Here is a 14,661-nt window from a genome sequence, read left to right as displayed (position 1 = left end):
AGTGTTGAAAGAATTGTTGCAAAAGGTAGTGGCCGGGCAACACCTTAGCGAGTCCGAGGCCATGCAGGCCATGGAACAAATTATGGACGGCCGGGCTACCCAGGCCCAGATTGCAGGACTGCTTACGGCCCTCAAGTTAAAGGGTGAAACCACCGCCGAAATCACCGGTTTTGCCCGGGTAATGCGCAGCAAGGCCACACCGGTGCGGGCAAAGCATCCCTTGCTGGTGGATACCTGTGGTACCGGCGGTGACGGTGCCAGTACCTTCAACATTTCCACCGCTGCCGCGCTGGTGCTGGCGGGGGCGGGTGTCAAGGTGGCCAAACACGGCAACCGTTCCGTTTCCAGCCGCTGCGGCAGTGCCGATGTGCTGGAGGCGTTGGGGGTGAATCTTGATTTAGAGCCGGACGAGGTGGCGGCCTGCCTGGATGAAGTGGGCATAGCCTTTTTGTTCGCCCCGGCACTGCACGGGGCTATGAAACACGCCGCCGGCCCGCGCCGGGAGTTGGGTTTCCGGACGGTATTCAACATCCTTGGCCCGTTGACCAACCCGGCCGGGGCTCGCGCCCAGGTGCTGGGGGTTTACAGCCCCGCACTGGTGCATGTAATGGCCGAGGTGCTGCCGCGCCTGGGGGTGGAGCGGGCCTTCGTGGTGCACGGTGCCGGCGGGCTGGATGAAATGTCCCCGGCCGGTCCGGCCATGGTTGGCGAGGTTAATAATGGCGATATAAAAGAATATACCATTAACCCTTTGGATTACGGTTTTCAACAGGCGGGTATCGAGCATTTGGCCGGTGGCACTCCGGAGGAAAATGCAGTCATTGTAAAGCGCATTTTAGCCGGTGAAACCGGCCCCCGCCGGGATGCGGTGGTGATGAATGCCTCCCTGGGATTCATGGCCACCGGGCTGGCCGGTGATTTTGCCACCGGTGTGGAACTGGCGGCCCGGTCTATTGACCGGGGATTGGCCCGGGATAAATTGGAGGCCATGATCCGTTTTACCACCGGGTGCAAAAAGGACAGGGTGGCCGGGCTATGAATACAACGACATTACCTGCGGGCGGTGACATGTTAACTCGAATATTACAACATAAACGGGAGGAAGTGGCGGAAAGCCGGCGGCGGTTGCCATTAAGGGAAATTCAGGAACGGATCGCGGATACACCGCCGGCACCCCGGGCGGCAGGTCGTGATTTCGCCGCTGCGCTGAAAACCGGGCGGGTGGCGCTGATTGCCGAGGTGAAAAGACAATCCCCCTCCCGGGGCGTTATTAAAGCGGATTTCGACCCGGCAGCGGCGGTGCGGGCCTACCGGGATGCCGGGGTGGCGGCCATTTCCATACTAACCGACCGGCAGTTTTTTGGTGGTGCGCCGGAGTACCTGGCCACAGCCCGGCGAATCACTAAACTGCCCCTGTTGCGCAAGGACTTTATTATCTCCGAATACCAAATTTACGAGGCCCGGCTGCTGGGCGCGGATGCCGTGCTGTTGCTGGCCGGGGTGCTCACCGGCGCTATGCTGGGTGAATATATCGATCTTGTCCACCGGCTGGGTATGGAGGCGCTGGTGGAAACCCGCACTCCCGGGGAAATCAGGCGGGCCATGAAAAGCGGTGCCGTGGTTGTCGGCATTAACAACCGGGACTTGCGCACCTTCCAGGTGGATTTGGAGGTAACGGCGGAACTTATTAAATATATAGATAAACCCGGCGTGGTGGTGGTTAGCGAAAGCGGTATTAAAACCCGGGCCGATGTGTTGCGCTTGGCCGCCTGCGGGGTGGATGCCGTGCTGGTGGGCGAGGCGCTGATGGCCTCCGGTGACCTGCGCGCGGGTGCAGCCGCCCTGCAGGGCGTGGCGGCGTTTCCCCGGGGGGAGATGGGTGCTCTCCGGGATGGCCGGGGGGTGACCGGCCCATGACTGCAGGCCGGTGTAATCGGCTAAAAACCAGTGCATCCGTCCCGGATGCGGCTTTGGGGCGCAGGGTAAGGGTAAAGATCTGCGGCATTACGGACACCCCCACCGCCCTGGCGGCGGTGGAGGCCGGTGCGGATGCCCTGGGATTTGTTTTCGCCACCAGCCGCCGCCAGGTAACACCGGAGGTTGCCCGGGGGATTATTCAACATTTGCCCCCCTTTGTGGCCCGGGTGGGGGTGTTCGTCAACACACCCCCGGCGGAAGTTGCTGACATAGCCGCGTATTGCGGGCTCACCGCCATACAATTAAGCGGTGACGACGAGATCAACAATAATTTCAGTAAATCGCCTTACCATAACCTGCCGGTAATCCAAACCCTGCGGGTGGGCGGTGGCCGGGGTTTGCCCCGGTGGCCCCGCTGCAATGCCGATGCTTATTTATTCGATACTTATAAAGAAGGTATTTACGGGGGTACGGGGGAGGCCTTTGACTGGGGGATACTGCAAAATATAGATTGCCCCAAACCCGTGATACTGGCCGGGGGACTTAACGCCGCCAATGTGCGGGCTGCCGTAAAGCTTGTCAAACCTTATGCCGTGGACGTTTCCGGCGGGGTGGAAACCGGCGGGCACAAGGATATAGACAAAATTAAAGAGTTTATAGTACAGGCCAAGGGGGTTTTAATATGACCATGCCATTACCGCTACCCCTGGCGGTGGGTTTCGGTATCGCCCATCCCCGGCAGGCCGCCGGTGTGGCCCGGTACTGCGATGCCGTGGTGGTGGGCAGCGCGCTGGTAAATATCATCGCCCGGCATGCCGGTGAGCCCGGCATGGTGGAAGCGGTTAGCCGGCGGGTGCGGGATTTGAAAAAGGCCCTGACCGGGGTGGAGGTGAACCAAATTGCCGCCTTATAAACTGGTGAGCAGGGAAAGTAAGCCCGATAATACCGTGGTGCAGGTGGGGGATTGCCTGATCGGGGGTAAAACCCCGGTGGTAATAGCCGGGCCGTGTGCCGTGGAAAACGAGGAAATGATGGTCAATCTGGCCTGCCGGCTGAAGCGGATGGGGGTCCGGATGCTGCGGGGCGGAGCATACAAGCCCCGCACCTCGCCCTATTCGTTCCAGGGCCTGGGTGCCGATGGTTTGCGTATACTGGCCGAAGCCGGGCGGGTGGCCGGTATGCCGGTGATCACCGAGGTGACGGACGTGCGGCACCTGTCCGAGGTATGCCGTTACGCCCACATGATCCAAATCGGCAGCCGGAATATGCAGAATTTCGGGTTATTAAAGGAAGTGGGCCGGGTGGGTTACCCCGTGCTGCTCAAGCGGGGCTTTTCCGCCACGCTGGAGGAATGGCTGCTGGCCGCGGAATACATTTTGGCCGAAGGTAACCAGCAGGTGGTTTTGTGCGAGCGGGGTATCCGGGGCTTTGAAACCTACACCCGGAATATCTTCGATATCAATGCCGTGGCGGCGGTGAAAAATATCTCCCACCTGCCCCTGATTGCCGACCCCAGCCACGGCACCGGCCGCCGGGAGCTGGTGTTGCCCGTGGCCCGGGCCGCCCTGGCCGCCGGTGCCGACGGCCTGATGCTGGAGGTGCACCCGGCTCCGGAACACGCCCTTTCCGACGGGCCGCAGTCGCTGCCGCCCGGTGATTTGGCCGTGTTTATGGAAGAACTGTCGGGTGCCGGTGCAGGACGCCGCAGTTCACGGGCCAGCGCTTAGGTGAAAAGTTTAATGTCAAGGGAATTTAGTGTTCCGGTAATGGAGTTCAACGGAGTTAAAAACATATTCAATTTGAGGAAATATAACTGGACCGGTCAAACCCGGTCCTGTTTTTTTATATAGAGCATCTAATCTAAAGTATATCTATTAAAGGCGGTTTAAAAAACCCGTGCGAAATCCACTTATAATCTCTAATTAAATAATATTATTGCTGAATTTTATTTTTTTAGTATAATAAGTAATTAGCTGCTTAAAACAACATCATTGTAGCATGGAAGGATGGTATATTATGGGTTTGCTGGTCTTTTTAACGCTTTTTCCCATTATGGCTATTGTATATTTAATGGTTAGAAAACAATTTGCAGCAGATGTCAGTGGTACGGTAGGTTGGGTGTTAACTATCATGATAGCTTTAATTTTTTTTAACACCTCTCTTGAAGTTAGTCTTAAATCCAGCCTTGCCGGCTTTATCTCTTCCTTCCCTGTTTCCATTATGGTCTTCGCCTCAATTTTTCAAATTACCTTTATGCAGGCTACCGGTGCTCTGCAAAGAATAGTGGTATTCATCAAAACACTGGCTCCAACTGATAAACCAGTTCAGATTATGCTGCTCTGTGTAGGTGCGGGGACCCTTCTGGTATCTATTGGTGCCACTCCGGTATCTATTTTGCCCCCCATTTTGCTGGCTATGGGGTACTCCACCTTTGTGGCCATTGCCTTGCCGGCAATTGGTTTTGATGCCCTGTGCACTTATGCACTACTGGGTTCCGCTCTGGTTATTATTGGCGACTTGACAGGTACTTCACTGGTGGAGTCGGCCAGGGTGATTTCAATATTTCTACCGGTAATATCCACCGTAATTGGATTCGGTATGCTATATATCGTAGGCCGGTTCAAGTTAGTCAAGGAAGGGCTTGTACCGTGTGTACTGGCCGGCTTGACCAATGGCGGTGCCGCCATTGCCATGAGTCATATTCCTTTTCTGAGTTCAGGAGTTGTATTAACAGGCGTGGTTGCAGGAATGTGCACAATTTTAGTAATGCTTGCCTATTTACGGGTCACCGGCCAGCCAATTATTGACCGGTCCAAACTAACCGCAGAAGATCTAAACACGGAAAAAGAAATGTCTCTGTTAAAGGCCCTTTCTCCCTGGTTGATCCTGGTTACCTTGTTGTTGGTGATCAACTTTTATAAACCCATATTTGACCTGCTTTTTAACGGCATTACCACGGCAGTCTCAATAATTCCGGGCCAGACCATTAAAACAAGATTGCTCTGGAACGCCTACACCTGGGTGTTTATAAGTACGGTTCTATCATTTTTAATTATCAAACCTTCAGGTAAAGCCATCAAGGAAACCTGTTCCAAATGGCTGGCGCGGGCTCCAAGGCCGACTTTTGCAGCGGGTGTGTTTTTTGCCACTGCCTTTGTGCTTAATAATTCAGGGATGCAGGATACAGGTGTTGTTTGGGAGATTACCAACCCCAACTCAAATATGATTGCGGTATTAGCCCAGGCGTCGGCAAACACCTTCGGTCCCCTGTACCCGTTCATCAGCAGTTACCTGGGGTTGTTCGGGGGTTTTGTCAGCGGCAGTGAGGCATCAACCATTGCCATGTTTACAAAATACCACCTGTTAACTTCGGAAATGCTTAATGTTGATTCTTTGATAGTTATTGCGGCAACCGCCATCGGTGGGGGATTGGCAAGTGTAATTTCCCCGGCTAAATTGCAAAACGCCGCTGCCACCATAGATGCGCTGGGTATAGAAAGCCAGGTGATTAAAACAGCCTTTGTTATTTCCATCATGTTAACAACCATTTGTGCCATTATGGCTATGCTGTTAATATAAATACATTGGTAACCGGTGTATTAGCTTGACTTAACCCTTACACCGAATATAAAATTAGCTTTAAAATTAGACCGGTAACAAACACTCAAGGGAGTAAACCCTATGCTAGCTTTAAAAGACGTGGTACTGGTAAAGGATAACAAAACTATTTTACAAATCGATGATTTCCATCTGGAGAGAGGGGAACGCCTGGCGGTGATTGGCCCCAACGGAGCGGGCAAGAGCACCTTTTTAAAAGTGCTGGCTTTGCTGGAGCCTCCCACATCCGGGGAGGTATTTTTCCGGGGGGAGAAGGTGACGGGTAAAAACAGCCTGGACTTTCGTCGCCGTATGGCCGTGGTGTTTCAGGAACCGCTTTTGTTAAATACCACAGTGTTCAATAACGTCGCCCAGGGCATGTATTTCAGGGGTATCACCGGGGCCCAAAGGCAGCGCCGGGTGGATTACTGGCTGGAGCGGTTCGGCATAACCGCCTTGCGCCACCGCAAGCCGCTGCATTTGTCCGGAGGCGAGGCACAGCGGGTCAGCCTGGCCCGGGCATTCGTTTTAGAACCCGAGGTTGTATTTTTAGATGAGCCCTTTTCAGCCCTTGATTTTTCCACGCGGCTGGAGCTTCTGGAGGAGTTGGGGGCACTGCTGGCCAATACCGGCGTCACCACCGTTTTCGTTACCCATGATTTTAACGAAATTCCCTACCTCACGGATAAAGTGGCGGTGATAGATCAAGGCAATATGGTTTACAAAGGCGGGTTAAAAGAATTACTGGCGGGTGAGGTCACTGTGCCGGCGGTGCAGCGATTATTGGAGCCCTTTAAAAGGAGCGGCTTGATTCCGGGTTAGCAGCTAAAGAGTTCATATTACATCCGGTGCCGGGTTAACTAATCCGGGGGCCTGTGTATTGACCGTGTGGCGTAATGATATATAATATAAAAAAATAATAATTCAACCGGGGGAGCTCATGATATGGGCTGAGAAAGGGCTGTAAGCACCTGACCCGTTGACCTGATCGGGGTAATGCCCGCGTAGGAAAGGTTTGAACTACATTTATAAAGCGCACCTGACCTGTGGGTGCGCTTTTAAATTTTTTATTACTGTGAAAGGAGATTATCGATTATGAGCAGGTTGAAGGTTCTTTTTCATGTCAATGAAAACCCAAGGTGGCCCAGGGTAATTGTAAATGTCCAAAATTTTATCAAGGACGTTGGGCAGGGCCAGGCGGATATTGAAATTGTGGCCAACGGTGCAGCGGTAACCGCTTATGGCAGTGGCCCGGAGGAGGACCTGCACCGGGAAATGCAAGAGTTGGCCGCGTTGGGGGTTGTTTTTGCCGCTTGCCGCAATGCACTGAATATGCACTCTTTGGCTGAAAAATCATTGCCCGCCTATGTCCGGGTAGTGCCGGCGGGTATAACTGAAATCGCCAAAAAACAATCCCAGGGATATGCTTACATAAAACCTTGATCACGCATACTAACACAGAGTAAAACCTAATTAAAACGAAGGTGAATCAATGCGTTGTGTTATATTGACCGGGGGCACGGTGGAGGATTTGCAGTGGCTAAAGCGTGTCCTGGCCGGGGCCGACCGGCTGATTTGTGTGGACAGCGGGACAAATTATGCGGCCGCTTTGGGTATTGTCCCCGGGGTTATTGTGGGGGATATGGATTCCATAGACCCGTCATTGCTGGAAAGTTACCGGCGGCAGGGGGTGGCCATCAAGGAGTACCCCGCCGAAAAGGATGACACCGATACTGCCCTGGCTTTAGCCGAGGCGCTGGCCTGCCGCCCGGATGAAGTGATAATCCTGGGGGCCACGGGCAATCGTTTTGACCATACCCTGGCCAATGTGCACCTGCTGCGGGTAGCCCTGGACCACCGGGTCCCGGCCAGGATTATCAATGAATACAACGAAATCAACCTGGTGGCACCCCGGCAGCCCGCTGTGGTCAAGGGACGGCCGGGCGATGAATTTTCGCTGTTGCCCCTTACCGGGGTGGTCACGGGGGTGCAGGTGCGGGGTGCCCGGTGGCCGCTTGAAAACGCCACCTTCAGCATAGGCAACCCCTATGGTATCAGCAACCGGTTGGCCGGTAACCGGGCTGATATTACCATCGCCTCGGGATTGATGCTGCTGGTCAGAGTAAAATAAATCGCTGCGAATGATGTGATACCGGCGATGCCATGATACCGGGCGTTGGAAGTCTGAAAGAAATTCTTTCATGACGTTTTGCGCCCTGGGAAGGCATGAAGACAAGGTTTAAAGGTAAAAAGAGGAAATATTGTAACTGGTAGGGCAAAAAGGAGTGCATAAAAAATGCCCGTGATTAATGTCAGTTTTCAGGTGCTGCCCCAGGTGCCCGGCGGGGATATTTACGGGGTGGTGGACAAGGCTATAGCAGTGGTGCAGCGGTCCGGTGTTCCTTATGAGGTGGGACCCATGGAAACCACCATGGAAGGGGAACTGGATGAATTGCTGGAGATAGTGAAAAAAGCCCAGCAGGCCTGTGTAGATGCCGGGGCACGGCGGGTAGTAACCCTGGTTAAAATAGACTATGCCCCCCAAGGGGTGACCATGGCGGAAAAAGTAGGTAAATACAGGGGTTAAGGATGAGGGTTGTGCAGTTTTTGCGGGTATAGGGGATTACCGGGTTAATTCTTCAATTAGCTTGTGCAGGTTGGCCTCAAACCGGACATCGTCCTCGGGTGTACGCTTGCGCGGGCCTTTGGTGCGCCCGCCACCCCGGCGCAGCCTGGCCTTGCCTTCCCTTTCCTCCAATAAAAAAACAATGGTTTCCTTGCGGAATATCTTTCCACCGGGTGATATGGCCGCGGCTCCTTTACCCAACACCATGGCGGCCAGGCCAGTGTCCTGGGTGACCACAATATCGCCCCTGGCCGTCATATTGGTGACGGCCAGATCGGTTTCCTGGGCAGCATTTCCCACAACGGTATGGTGTTCGGAATTAATATTATGATTAAAACTGGCCACAGTTTGCAGGGTAATGCCATAAGCGGCGGCCAGGCGGGTACATATATGCAGTGCATTTTTAGGACAAGCGTCGGCATCAACGATAATTTTCATTTTACTCGCCTTCTTCTATTTGCCGGTACCGGCCTCGGTAACTTCGTGAAAGGCAAGTCCAATCAGGCCCGGTCCGGTATGTACCACCATTACGGGGCTTAACTGGCTGAACATGGCTTCATTAACCTTTAAATCCTTCATATTTAGTATCCTATCCAAAAGTGACTCCGCTTCCTCCCGGGCATCACCATGGGCCACGGCCAGATTGATTCTTTTACCCGCCGCCTGTTCCCTTAAAATATCCACCATCTTACTGATGGATTTTCTTCTGCCCCGGGCTTTGCAAAAGCTGTAATACTTGCCCTCATCGTTAATGGAGATAATCGGCTTAATGTCCAGTATCTGCCCCAAGGTCCCCTCAACATAACCAATCCGCCCGCCTTTTTTCAGGTATTCCAGAGTTTTGACCACAAAGTATACCTTGACGTTTTTTTGCAACTTCCGTACCCGGGCGATTACATTTTCAAAACACAGGCCGCTTTGGATACATTGGCTGGCTTCCTGCACCAAAAAACCCAGGGCCAGGGACAGGGCCTTGGAATCAATTACTTCCACCATCATTTTGTTAAATTGCCCGGCCACCATTTTTACGGTTTCATATGTGCCGCTAAGCCCGCTGGAAATGTGGATGGCTATGGCGTGGGTAAAACCCCGGGCGTAAAGTTTTTCAAATAACGAGCGGGTCTCTTCGGGTGAAGGTTGGGAAGTGGTGGGCACCTCCCGGGAAAAGTTATTATATACCTCCTGGGGCTTTATTTCCAACCTGTCTGCAAAAATGCGGTCCTTGTAAATAATTTTTAAAGGCAGCATCCAGGCATTTAGCTTTTGTAACAGTTCATCGGGCAGGTCGCAAGTACTGTCGGTAATTAGCGCGATTTTTTCGGCATTCATTAATTTCCCCCATTTTTATAAATTCTTCCACTATATTTTCGCTGCTGTTTACAGGTTTACCTTTATTTTAAAATTAAATTTAAGAGCCAGTTCGAAAAGTATTGATGGCCGGGTGCTTGGCACCAAAGGTTGCCTTTCCAGTAGACTCTTTAATTGTGAATCCAGGTACCCCATCAAATCAAAAGATGCTCCAAAAAAAGACTGGTATTTTATGTTTTATGGAAGGAAAAACCATATTTATCTAGAATAGGAAATTAGATATAACTTTAATGGGGGGATTGGTTGTGCTAATAGAAGGGGCAATGATTTTGACATGGCTGAGTGCGGGTGCGGCAGTTGGTTCACTTTTAACCTATCGTTTTGTTAACGGTACCTTGAATCAAGAGATGGAAGAAAAATTACGCAGCAGTGTTGTGGAAAACGAAGCATTAAGCCGGACTAACAGTATTTACCGGGAACGTATCGAGCAGTTGGAAAATACTTTGTTCAGTAATGAAAAGTATCTGGAGATGGCCGGCGAAATTGAGCGCTTAAGTGCCGAGAATTTCAAATTACGCGGCAGGCTCAGGGATTTGGCGTGCCTGGTGGAGGCCGAAAAGAAAAAAACCACCTGGGAGCGGGTGGAACAGTTGGAGAAATCGGTATTGGATATGCGCCGTCGTATGGAAAATGGACAATACCGCCCGGAGGTTATTTACCCGGTGGGCTTTTTGCCGGCCAGATCAGAAATTGCCGCCACTGTAGAAGAACCAGCAACGGTAGAAAAACCAGGCCCGGAGAAACCTAAAAAATGGGCTTCAATATTAAGGGCAAGAAAATTATAAAAAGTGCTTATTGTAATTTGAATAGTTTTCTCATATTATTATATCAGGTACTCGTGGAATTGTTTTGCGGTGTTTGTCTGTCCTCTTATGAATAGGCGAATCATCTGTCAAAGGTTCCATAGGGTAATAATAATTCATAAGGAGGACAATTTTAAAGGTATGGTTTTCTCGGACAAGAATTTAGTTTGCAGGGATTGTGGTGAGGAGTTTGTATTTACGGCCGGTGAACAGGAATTTTTCTTCGAAAAAGGTTTCGAAAACGCTCCTTCCCGCTGCCCGGAATGCCGCAAGGCGCGCCGCCAGAATAATAATTTCCGTGCCGGTGGTGCAAGGGAAAGGCAAATGTATGAAGTAGTTTGTGATGAATGCGGCGCAATGACCAGTGTACCTTTTAAGCCCAACGGCAGCAGGCCGGTTTACTGTAAGGATTGTTTCCAGTCCAAGCGTAATGCCCGTTCCTGGGCCTAAATGATTGGTAGTAAAAACGTTAACGACATAAAACTAACCTTATTGGTTTTACGATAAACCGACAGGCGGGTTCAAAACCCCTTGGCGGTTTTTTTTGTTTTTATTACCTTGTATTGTGTTTCCTTGCCCAGGATAAAATAAAAAAATCATACATGAGATAACGGAGGTATCATAATGTTTTATTTCCGTACTGTTACAGTTAAACCGCCACTGCCGGAACGCATTGCCCGCTTGCGTGAATTGTCCTACAACCTTTGGTTTAGCTGGCATAAACCGGCCAGGGAACTGTATCAGGAGATTAACTCCGATCTTTGGGAGCGGGTGGAACATAACCCGGTGAAGTTTTTATTGGGGGTGCGCCGGGAAGAATTGGACCGGGCGGCAGCCGATCAGCATTTTTTAAACAAGTATGATGCGGTCATGGCTGATTTTGACCGGTATATCAACGATGAAAAATGGTTTACCAGGGTTCATTCCCGTTATAAAGATAAAATCATTGCTTACTTTTCCGCTGAATTCGGCATACATGAATCCTGTCCCATTTATTCCGGCGGTCTTGGCGTGCTGGCCGGGGATCATATCAAATCGGCCAGCGATCTTGGTTTGCCGTTGGTGGGGGTGGGTTTATTATACAAGCATGGTTACTTCAACCAGTTTATTAATCCCGACGGTCGCCAGGAAACATATTACCCGGATTTGAATTTTAATGAAATGCCCATTACACCGGTGGTTGGAGACAGCGGCCTGGATACCACCGTATCGGTGGAGTTGCCCGGTAGGACTGTGTTTGCAAGGATATGGAAAGCCCGGGTGGGATTGGCACAGTTGATTCTTTTGGATACCAACCTTCCATTAAATATGGAAGAAGACCGCCGGATCACCGGCCAATTATACGGTGGCGACCGGGAGATGCGCATTCAACAGGAAATATTACTAGGTGTGGGGGGGGTCAGGGCATTAAGGGAGTTGGGTATAACTCCGGCAGTCTGGCATATTAATGAAGGGCACTCTGCTTTTTTGACCCTGGAACGGCTGCGGGAGATGGTCAGCCAGGGGGTGCCTACAGCCACAGCCCGGGAAGCTATCCGGGCCAATACCATATTTACCACCCATACTCCGGTACCTGCCGGGCATGATGTTTTTGAACGCCATCTGGCGGAAAAGTACCTGGCTGAATTATGCCGGGATACCGGCATGGACTGTGATAAACTATTGGAGCTTGGTTGGGATGCCGATCAAAACGAATTTAATATGACCGTTTTAGCTACGCGTATGGCGGGTTTTTGTAACGGAGTCAGTAAATTGCATGGTGAAGTTACCCGCCAGATGTTGCACCGGTTTTATCCATCCATTCCCGTCGAGGAAGTTCCGGTTACTTCGGTAACCAACGGGGTGCATACCAGGTCATGGATTGCTGAGCCATGGAAAAATCTTTTCAGCAAATACCTGGGTGAGGACTGGATGGACCAGGTGACGAACCCAAACTTTTGGCGGCGGCTTGATGATATTCCCTCGCAGGAGATTTGGGAGACACATTTAAAGCTAAAGGAAAAAACGACCAATTATATCAGGGAAAGAATCCAGCATGAACACCGGCGCAACCACGAGTCCGAAGCACTCATCGCCGAGGCGGGGGAATTCTTACTGCCCCATGCCCTCACCATAGGTTTTGCCCGTCGTTTTGCCACTTACAAGCGGGCCGCGCTGGTTTTTAGTGACCCGGACCGGCTGGCGGCTATACTGAATAATTTGGACCGGCCGGTACAAATAGTATTTGCGGGCAAGGCCCATCCCAAGGATAGCGCCGGCCAGGAGTTAATCAGAAAAATCATAAATTATTCCCGGCAAGAACCTTTTCGCGGGAAAATAGTATTCCTGGAAAATTACGATATCAACGTTGCCCGGCACCTGTTGCACGGTGTGGATGTCTGGCTGAATACCCCGCGCTGGCCGATGGAAGCCAGTGGTACCAGCGGCATGAAAGCCGCTATGAACGGCGTACTGCACTGTAGCGTTCTGGATGGCTGGTGGCCCGAGGCATATAACGGTAAAAACGGCTTCGCCATCGGTCATCCCGGTGATTTACAATTAAACGAGGTTCAGCAGGATAAAAATGACACTTATTATTTATACAAGGTACTGGAGGATAAGGTAATACCCCTTTATTACGAACGGCAAGGGGATGTTCCCGTTCACTGGGTGGCTATGATGCGTGAATCCATGCGGACAATTATTCCCTTTTTCAGTACCGCCAGAATGGTGATGGAGTACACTGAAAGGCTTTATATACCGGCCATTGACCGGGGGATCGCCTTTATGGAATCAAATTATGCCACGGCTGAACAGGCCTGCCGGTTTAAAGAGTTTATCCGGGAAAACTGGCACCATGTGAAAGTGGAGCGTACCGAAACCAACGGCAGGTGGGATATGCAGGCCGGTGAAGATTTAATGGTGCAATCGGTGGTCAAGCTGGGCCCTATTAAGCCTTCGGAGGTAGCTGTGGAGATTGCCTTCGGAAATGATAAAGGACCATATATAAGCAATTTAAATACCACGGTGATGGAATTGCAAGAAGAGTTGGGGGATGGTGTTTACAGGTTTACCGGCAAAGTACCCTTGCCCCAGGGCACCTATGGTTACACTGTCAGGGTAAGGCCGGTGCACCGGTTCATGGCGGGGAAGTTTGAAATTCCACTGGTAAGATGGGCTGATTGTTTTTAACCACCACCGTGGAACAAAAATTACTTAATATGTACCCCGGGTGATAGTGTTGCTGCTGATTATAATTAGAACATTAATCCTCTATATTGCCGTTGTTATGGTTATGCGTATCATGGGCAAGCGGGAAATCGGGCAGTTGCAGCCCTTTGAGCTGGTAGTGGCATTGATGATTGCCGACTTGGCCGCCATTCCCATGCAGGATACCGGTATACCGCTGCTGAGCGGTATTATTCCCATTATAATATTAATGGTGGCCCAGGTGGGCCTGTCCTATGTTTCCATGAAAAGTTTACAGGCCCGGGATATTATTTGCGGCAGACCCAGCGTGGTAATAGATAATGGCAAGCTGGTTGAGTCGGAGCTCAAGTACCTGCGCTATAACGTTAACGACTTATTGGAGCAACTGCGAGCCAAAAACTTTCCCAATATAGCTGATGTGGAATTTGCCATTCTGGAAACCAATGGCCAGCTTAGTGTGATACCCAAGTCCCAAAAACGGGCCCTGCAGCCCGAGGATTTAAAAATTGAGACCGAATATGAGGGTTTACCTTTGACGCTGATCGTTGACGGGCAGTTAAATGAACAAAATTTGCATAAAGCAAATTTAAATAAGGAATGGTTGATTGCGGAGCTGGGCAAATTCGGCATCAATGACGTGAAAAAAGTTTTTTTTGCCAGTCTGGACACAGCGGGTAATTTATTTTACCAGCTTAAAAATGTGCCCGGGGGTGGCCGGGTATGAGAATCTATGTGGCTGTGGTGGTTGTACTGGTGTTGGTCCTGGCGGTTAGTTTTGCCGCATTGGATAAATTGAACAGCAGCGCAAAGGATCTGGTTGAGGATTTTAGTGGGCTGGAGGAGGCCATTGCCACCGGCAACTGGGCTGCCGCCGGGCGCGATGTTGAAAAACTGGCGAAAAAATGGAGCGGGCATAAGGATTGGTGGGCCATAGTTATCGATCACCAGGAAATTGATAATATTGAAATGTCCCTGATCCGTATCGGACAATATATTCGTATGCAGGATCGTGCTCTGGCCGCGGGGGAATTGGCAGTATTAAAGAAAATGCTCGAGCATATTCCCGAAAAGGAAAAGGTTAACTTGAAAAATATATTATGAACCACCGGTTGCCCATTGTATACGGTGTATGAGCAAGCACCGGTTGCAGTTACTCACAAA

Annotated in this window: 17 protein-coding genes and 1 riboswitch; of the genes, 15 read left to right on the top strand and 2 right to left on the bottom strand. The window is 51.0% G+C overall.

Annotated features, from left to right (window positions below; translation table 11 throughout):
* The first annotated feature begins 1 nt into the window (after position 1).
* From trpD to LX24_RS07005, 10 genes are all read left to right on the top strand, one after another.
* Complete coding sequence (gene trpD / locus LX24_RS07050) at positions 2-1,039, top strand: anthranilate phosphoribosyltransferase (RefSeq protein WP_166511436.1); 1,038 nt, start codon at positions 2-4, stop codon at positions 1,037-1,039.
* Positions 1,036-1,917 (top strand): indole-3-glycerol phosphate synthase TrpC, encoded by an 882-nt coding sequence (gene trpC / locus LX24_RS07045; protein ID WP_207706549.1) that lies wholly within the window; start codon positions 1,036-1,038, stop codon positions 1,915-1,917. Before trpD ends, trpC begins: the two co-directional genes overlap by 4 nt.
* On the top strand, positions 1,914-2,603 hold the full coding sequence (locus LX24_RS07040; RefSeq protein WP_166511435.1) for a phosphoribosylanthranilate isomerase: 690 nt from the start codon (positions 1,914-1,916) through the stop codon (positions 2,601-2,603). Before trpC ends, LX24_RS07040 begins: the two co-directional genes overlap by 4 nt.
* Positions 2,600-2,830 carry a tryptophan synthase subunit alpha gene (locus LX24_RS07035; protein ID WP_166511434.1) on the top strand — a complete coding sequence of 77 codons (231 nt, stop codon included), beginning with the start codon at positions 2,600-2,602 and terminating at the stop codon, positions 2,828-2,830. The genes LX24_RS07040 and LX24_RS07035 overlap by 4 nt, the downstream gene beginning before the upstream one ends.
* A complete protein-coding gene (gene aroF / locus LX24_RS07030; RefSeq protein ID WP_166511433.1) occupies positions 2,817-3,644 on the top strand; it encodes a 3-deoxy-7-phosphoheptulonate synthase in 828 nt (275 codons plus the stop codon). Before LX24_RS07035 ends, aroF begins: the two co-directional genes overlap by 14 nt.
* Positions 3,645-3,933: 289 nt before the next feature.
* On the top strand, positions 3,934-5,496 hold the full coding sequence (locus LX24_RS07025; protein WP_207706548.1) for an L-lactate permease: 1,563 nt from the start codon (positions 3,934-3,936) through the stop codon (positions 5,494-5,496).
* A 102-nt stretch (positions 5,497-5,598) separates the two neighbouring features.
* Entirely contained in the window at positions 5,599-6,336 is a 738-nt protein-coding gene (locus LX24_RS07020; protein WP_166511432.1) for an energy-coupling factor ABC transporter ATP-binding protein, read from the top strand.
* 98 nt (positions 6,337-6,434) lie between these two features.
* A riboswitch (TPP riboswitch) is annotated at positions 6,435-6,543 on the top strand.
* 66 nt (positions 6,544-6,609) lie between these two features.
* Positions 6,610-6,957: a DsrE family protein gene (locus LX24_RS07015; RefSeq protein WP_166511431.1), complete on the top strand. Its 348-nt coding sequence runs from the start codon at positions 6,610-6,612 to the stop codon at positions 6,955-6,957.
* A gap of 49 nt (positions 6,958-7,006) precedes the next feature.
* Positions 7,007-7,645: a thiamine diphosphokinase gene (locus LX24_RS07010; RefSeq protein WP_166511430.1), complete on the top strand. Its 639-nt coding sequence runs from the start codon at positions 7,007-7,009 to the stop codon at positions 7,643-7,645.
* A 165-nt stretch (positions 7,646-7,810) separates the two neighbouring features.
* On the top strand, positions 7,811-8,101 hold the full coding sequence (locus tag LX24_RS07005) for a thiamine-binding protein (protein ID WP_166511429.1): 291 nt from the start codon (positions 7,811-7,813) through the stop codon (positions 8,099-8,101).
* Between the two features lie 36 nt (positions 8,102-8,137).
* Here LX24_RS07005 and LX24_RS07000 read toward each other — a convergent pair whose 3' ends face one another.
* Both LX24_RS07000 and LX24_RS06995 read right to left on the bottom strand, forming a co-directional pair.
* A complete protein-coding gene (locus tag LX24_RS07000; protein WP_166511428.1) occupies positions 8,138-8,578 on the bottom strand; it encodes a YaiI/YqxD family protein in 441 nt (146 codons plus the stop codon).
* A 15-nt stretch (positions 8,579-8,593) separates the two neighbouring features.
* A complete protein-coding gene (locus tag LX24_RS06995) occupies positions 8,594-9,469 on the bottom strand; it encodes a DegV family protein (RefSeq protein WP_166511427.1) in 876 nt (291 codons plus the stop codon).
* A 284-nt stretch (positions 9,470-9,753) separates the two neighbouring features.
* On the opposite strand from LX24_RS06995, the gene LX24_RS06990 reads away from it, so the two are divergent.
* The 5 genes from LX24_RS06990 (at position 9,754) to LX24_RS06970 (ending at position 14,601) form a co-directional block, all read left to right on the top strand.
* Positions 9,754-10,293, top strand: coding sequence for a hypothetical protein (locus tag LX24_RS06990; RefSeq protein WP_166511426.1), 540 nt, complete (start codon positions 9,754-9,756; stop codon positions 10,291-10,293).
* A 159-nt stretch (positions 10,294-10,452) separates the two neighbouring features.
* A complete protein-coding gene (locus tag LX24_RS06985) occupies positions 10,453-10,761 on the top strand; it encodes a zinc-ribbon domain containing protein (protein WP_166511425.1) in 309 nt (102 codons plus the stop codon).
* Between the two features lie 174 nt (positions 10,762-10,935).
* On the top strand, positions 10,936-13,482 hold the full coding sequence (glgP, locus tag LX24_RS06980; protein ID WP_166511424.1) for an alpha-glucan family phosphorylase: 2,547 nt from the start codon (positions 10,936-10,938) through the stop codon (positions 13,480-13,482).
* 49 nt (positions 13,483-13,531) lie between these two features.
* The gene (locus LX24_RS06975) at positions 13,532-14,224 is read left to right on the top strand and encodes a YetF domain-containing protein (RefSeq protein WP_166511423.1); all 693 of its coding nucleotides are present in this window, start codon (positions 13,532-13,534) and stop codon (positions 14,222-14,224) included.
* A complete protein-coding gene (locus tag LX24_RS06970; protein ID WP_166511422.1) occupies positions 14,221-14,601 on the top strand; it encodes a DUF4363 family protein in 381 nt (126 codons plus the stop codon). Before LX24_RS06975 ends, LX24_RS06970 begins: the two co-directional genes overlap by 4 nt.
* The last annotated feature ends 60 nt before the right edge of the window (positions 14,602-14,661 follow it).

The sequence above is a fragment of the Desulfallas thermosapovorans DSM 6562 genome, from assembly GCF_008124625.1.
Taxonomy (GTDB): Bacteria; Bacillota; Desulfotomaculia; order Desulfotomaculales; family Desulfallaceae; genus Sporotomaculum; species Sporotomaculum thermosapovorans.
Note: the sequence above shows the minus strand (reverse complement) of the source record. Positions and strands in the feature narration are given on the sequence as shown.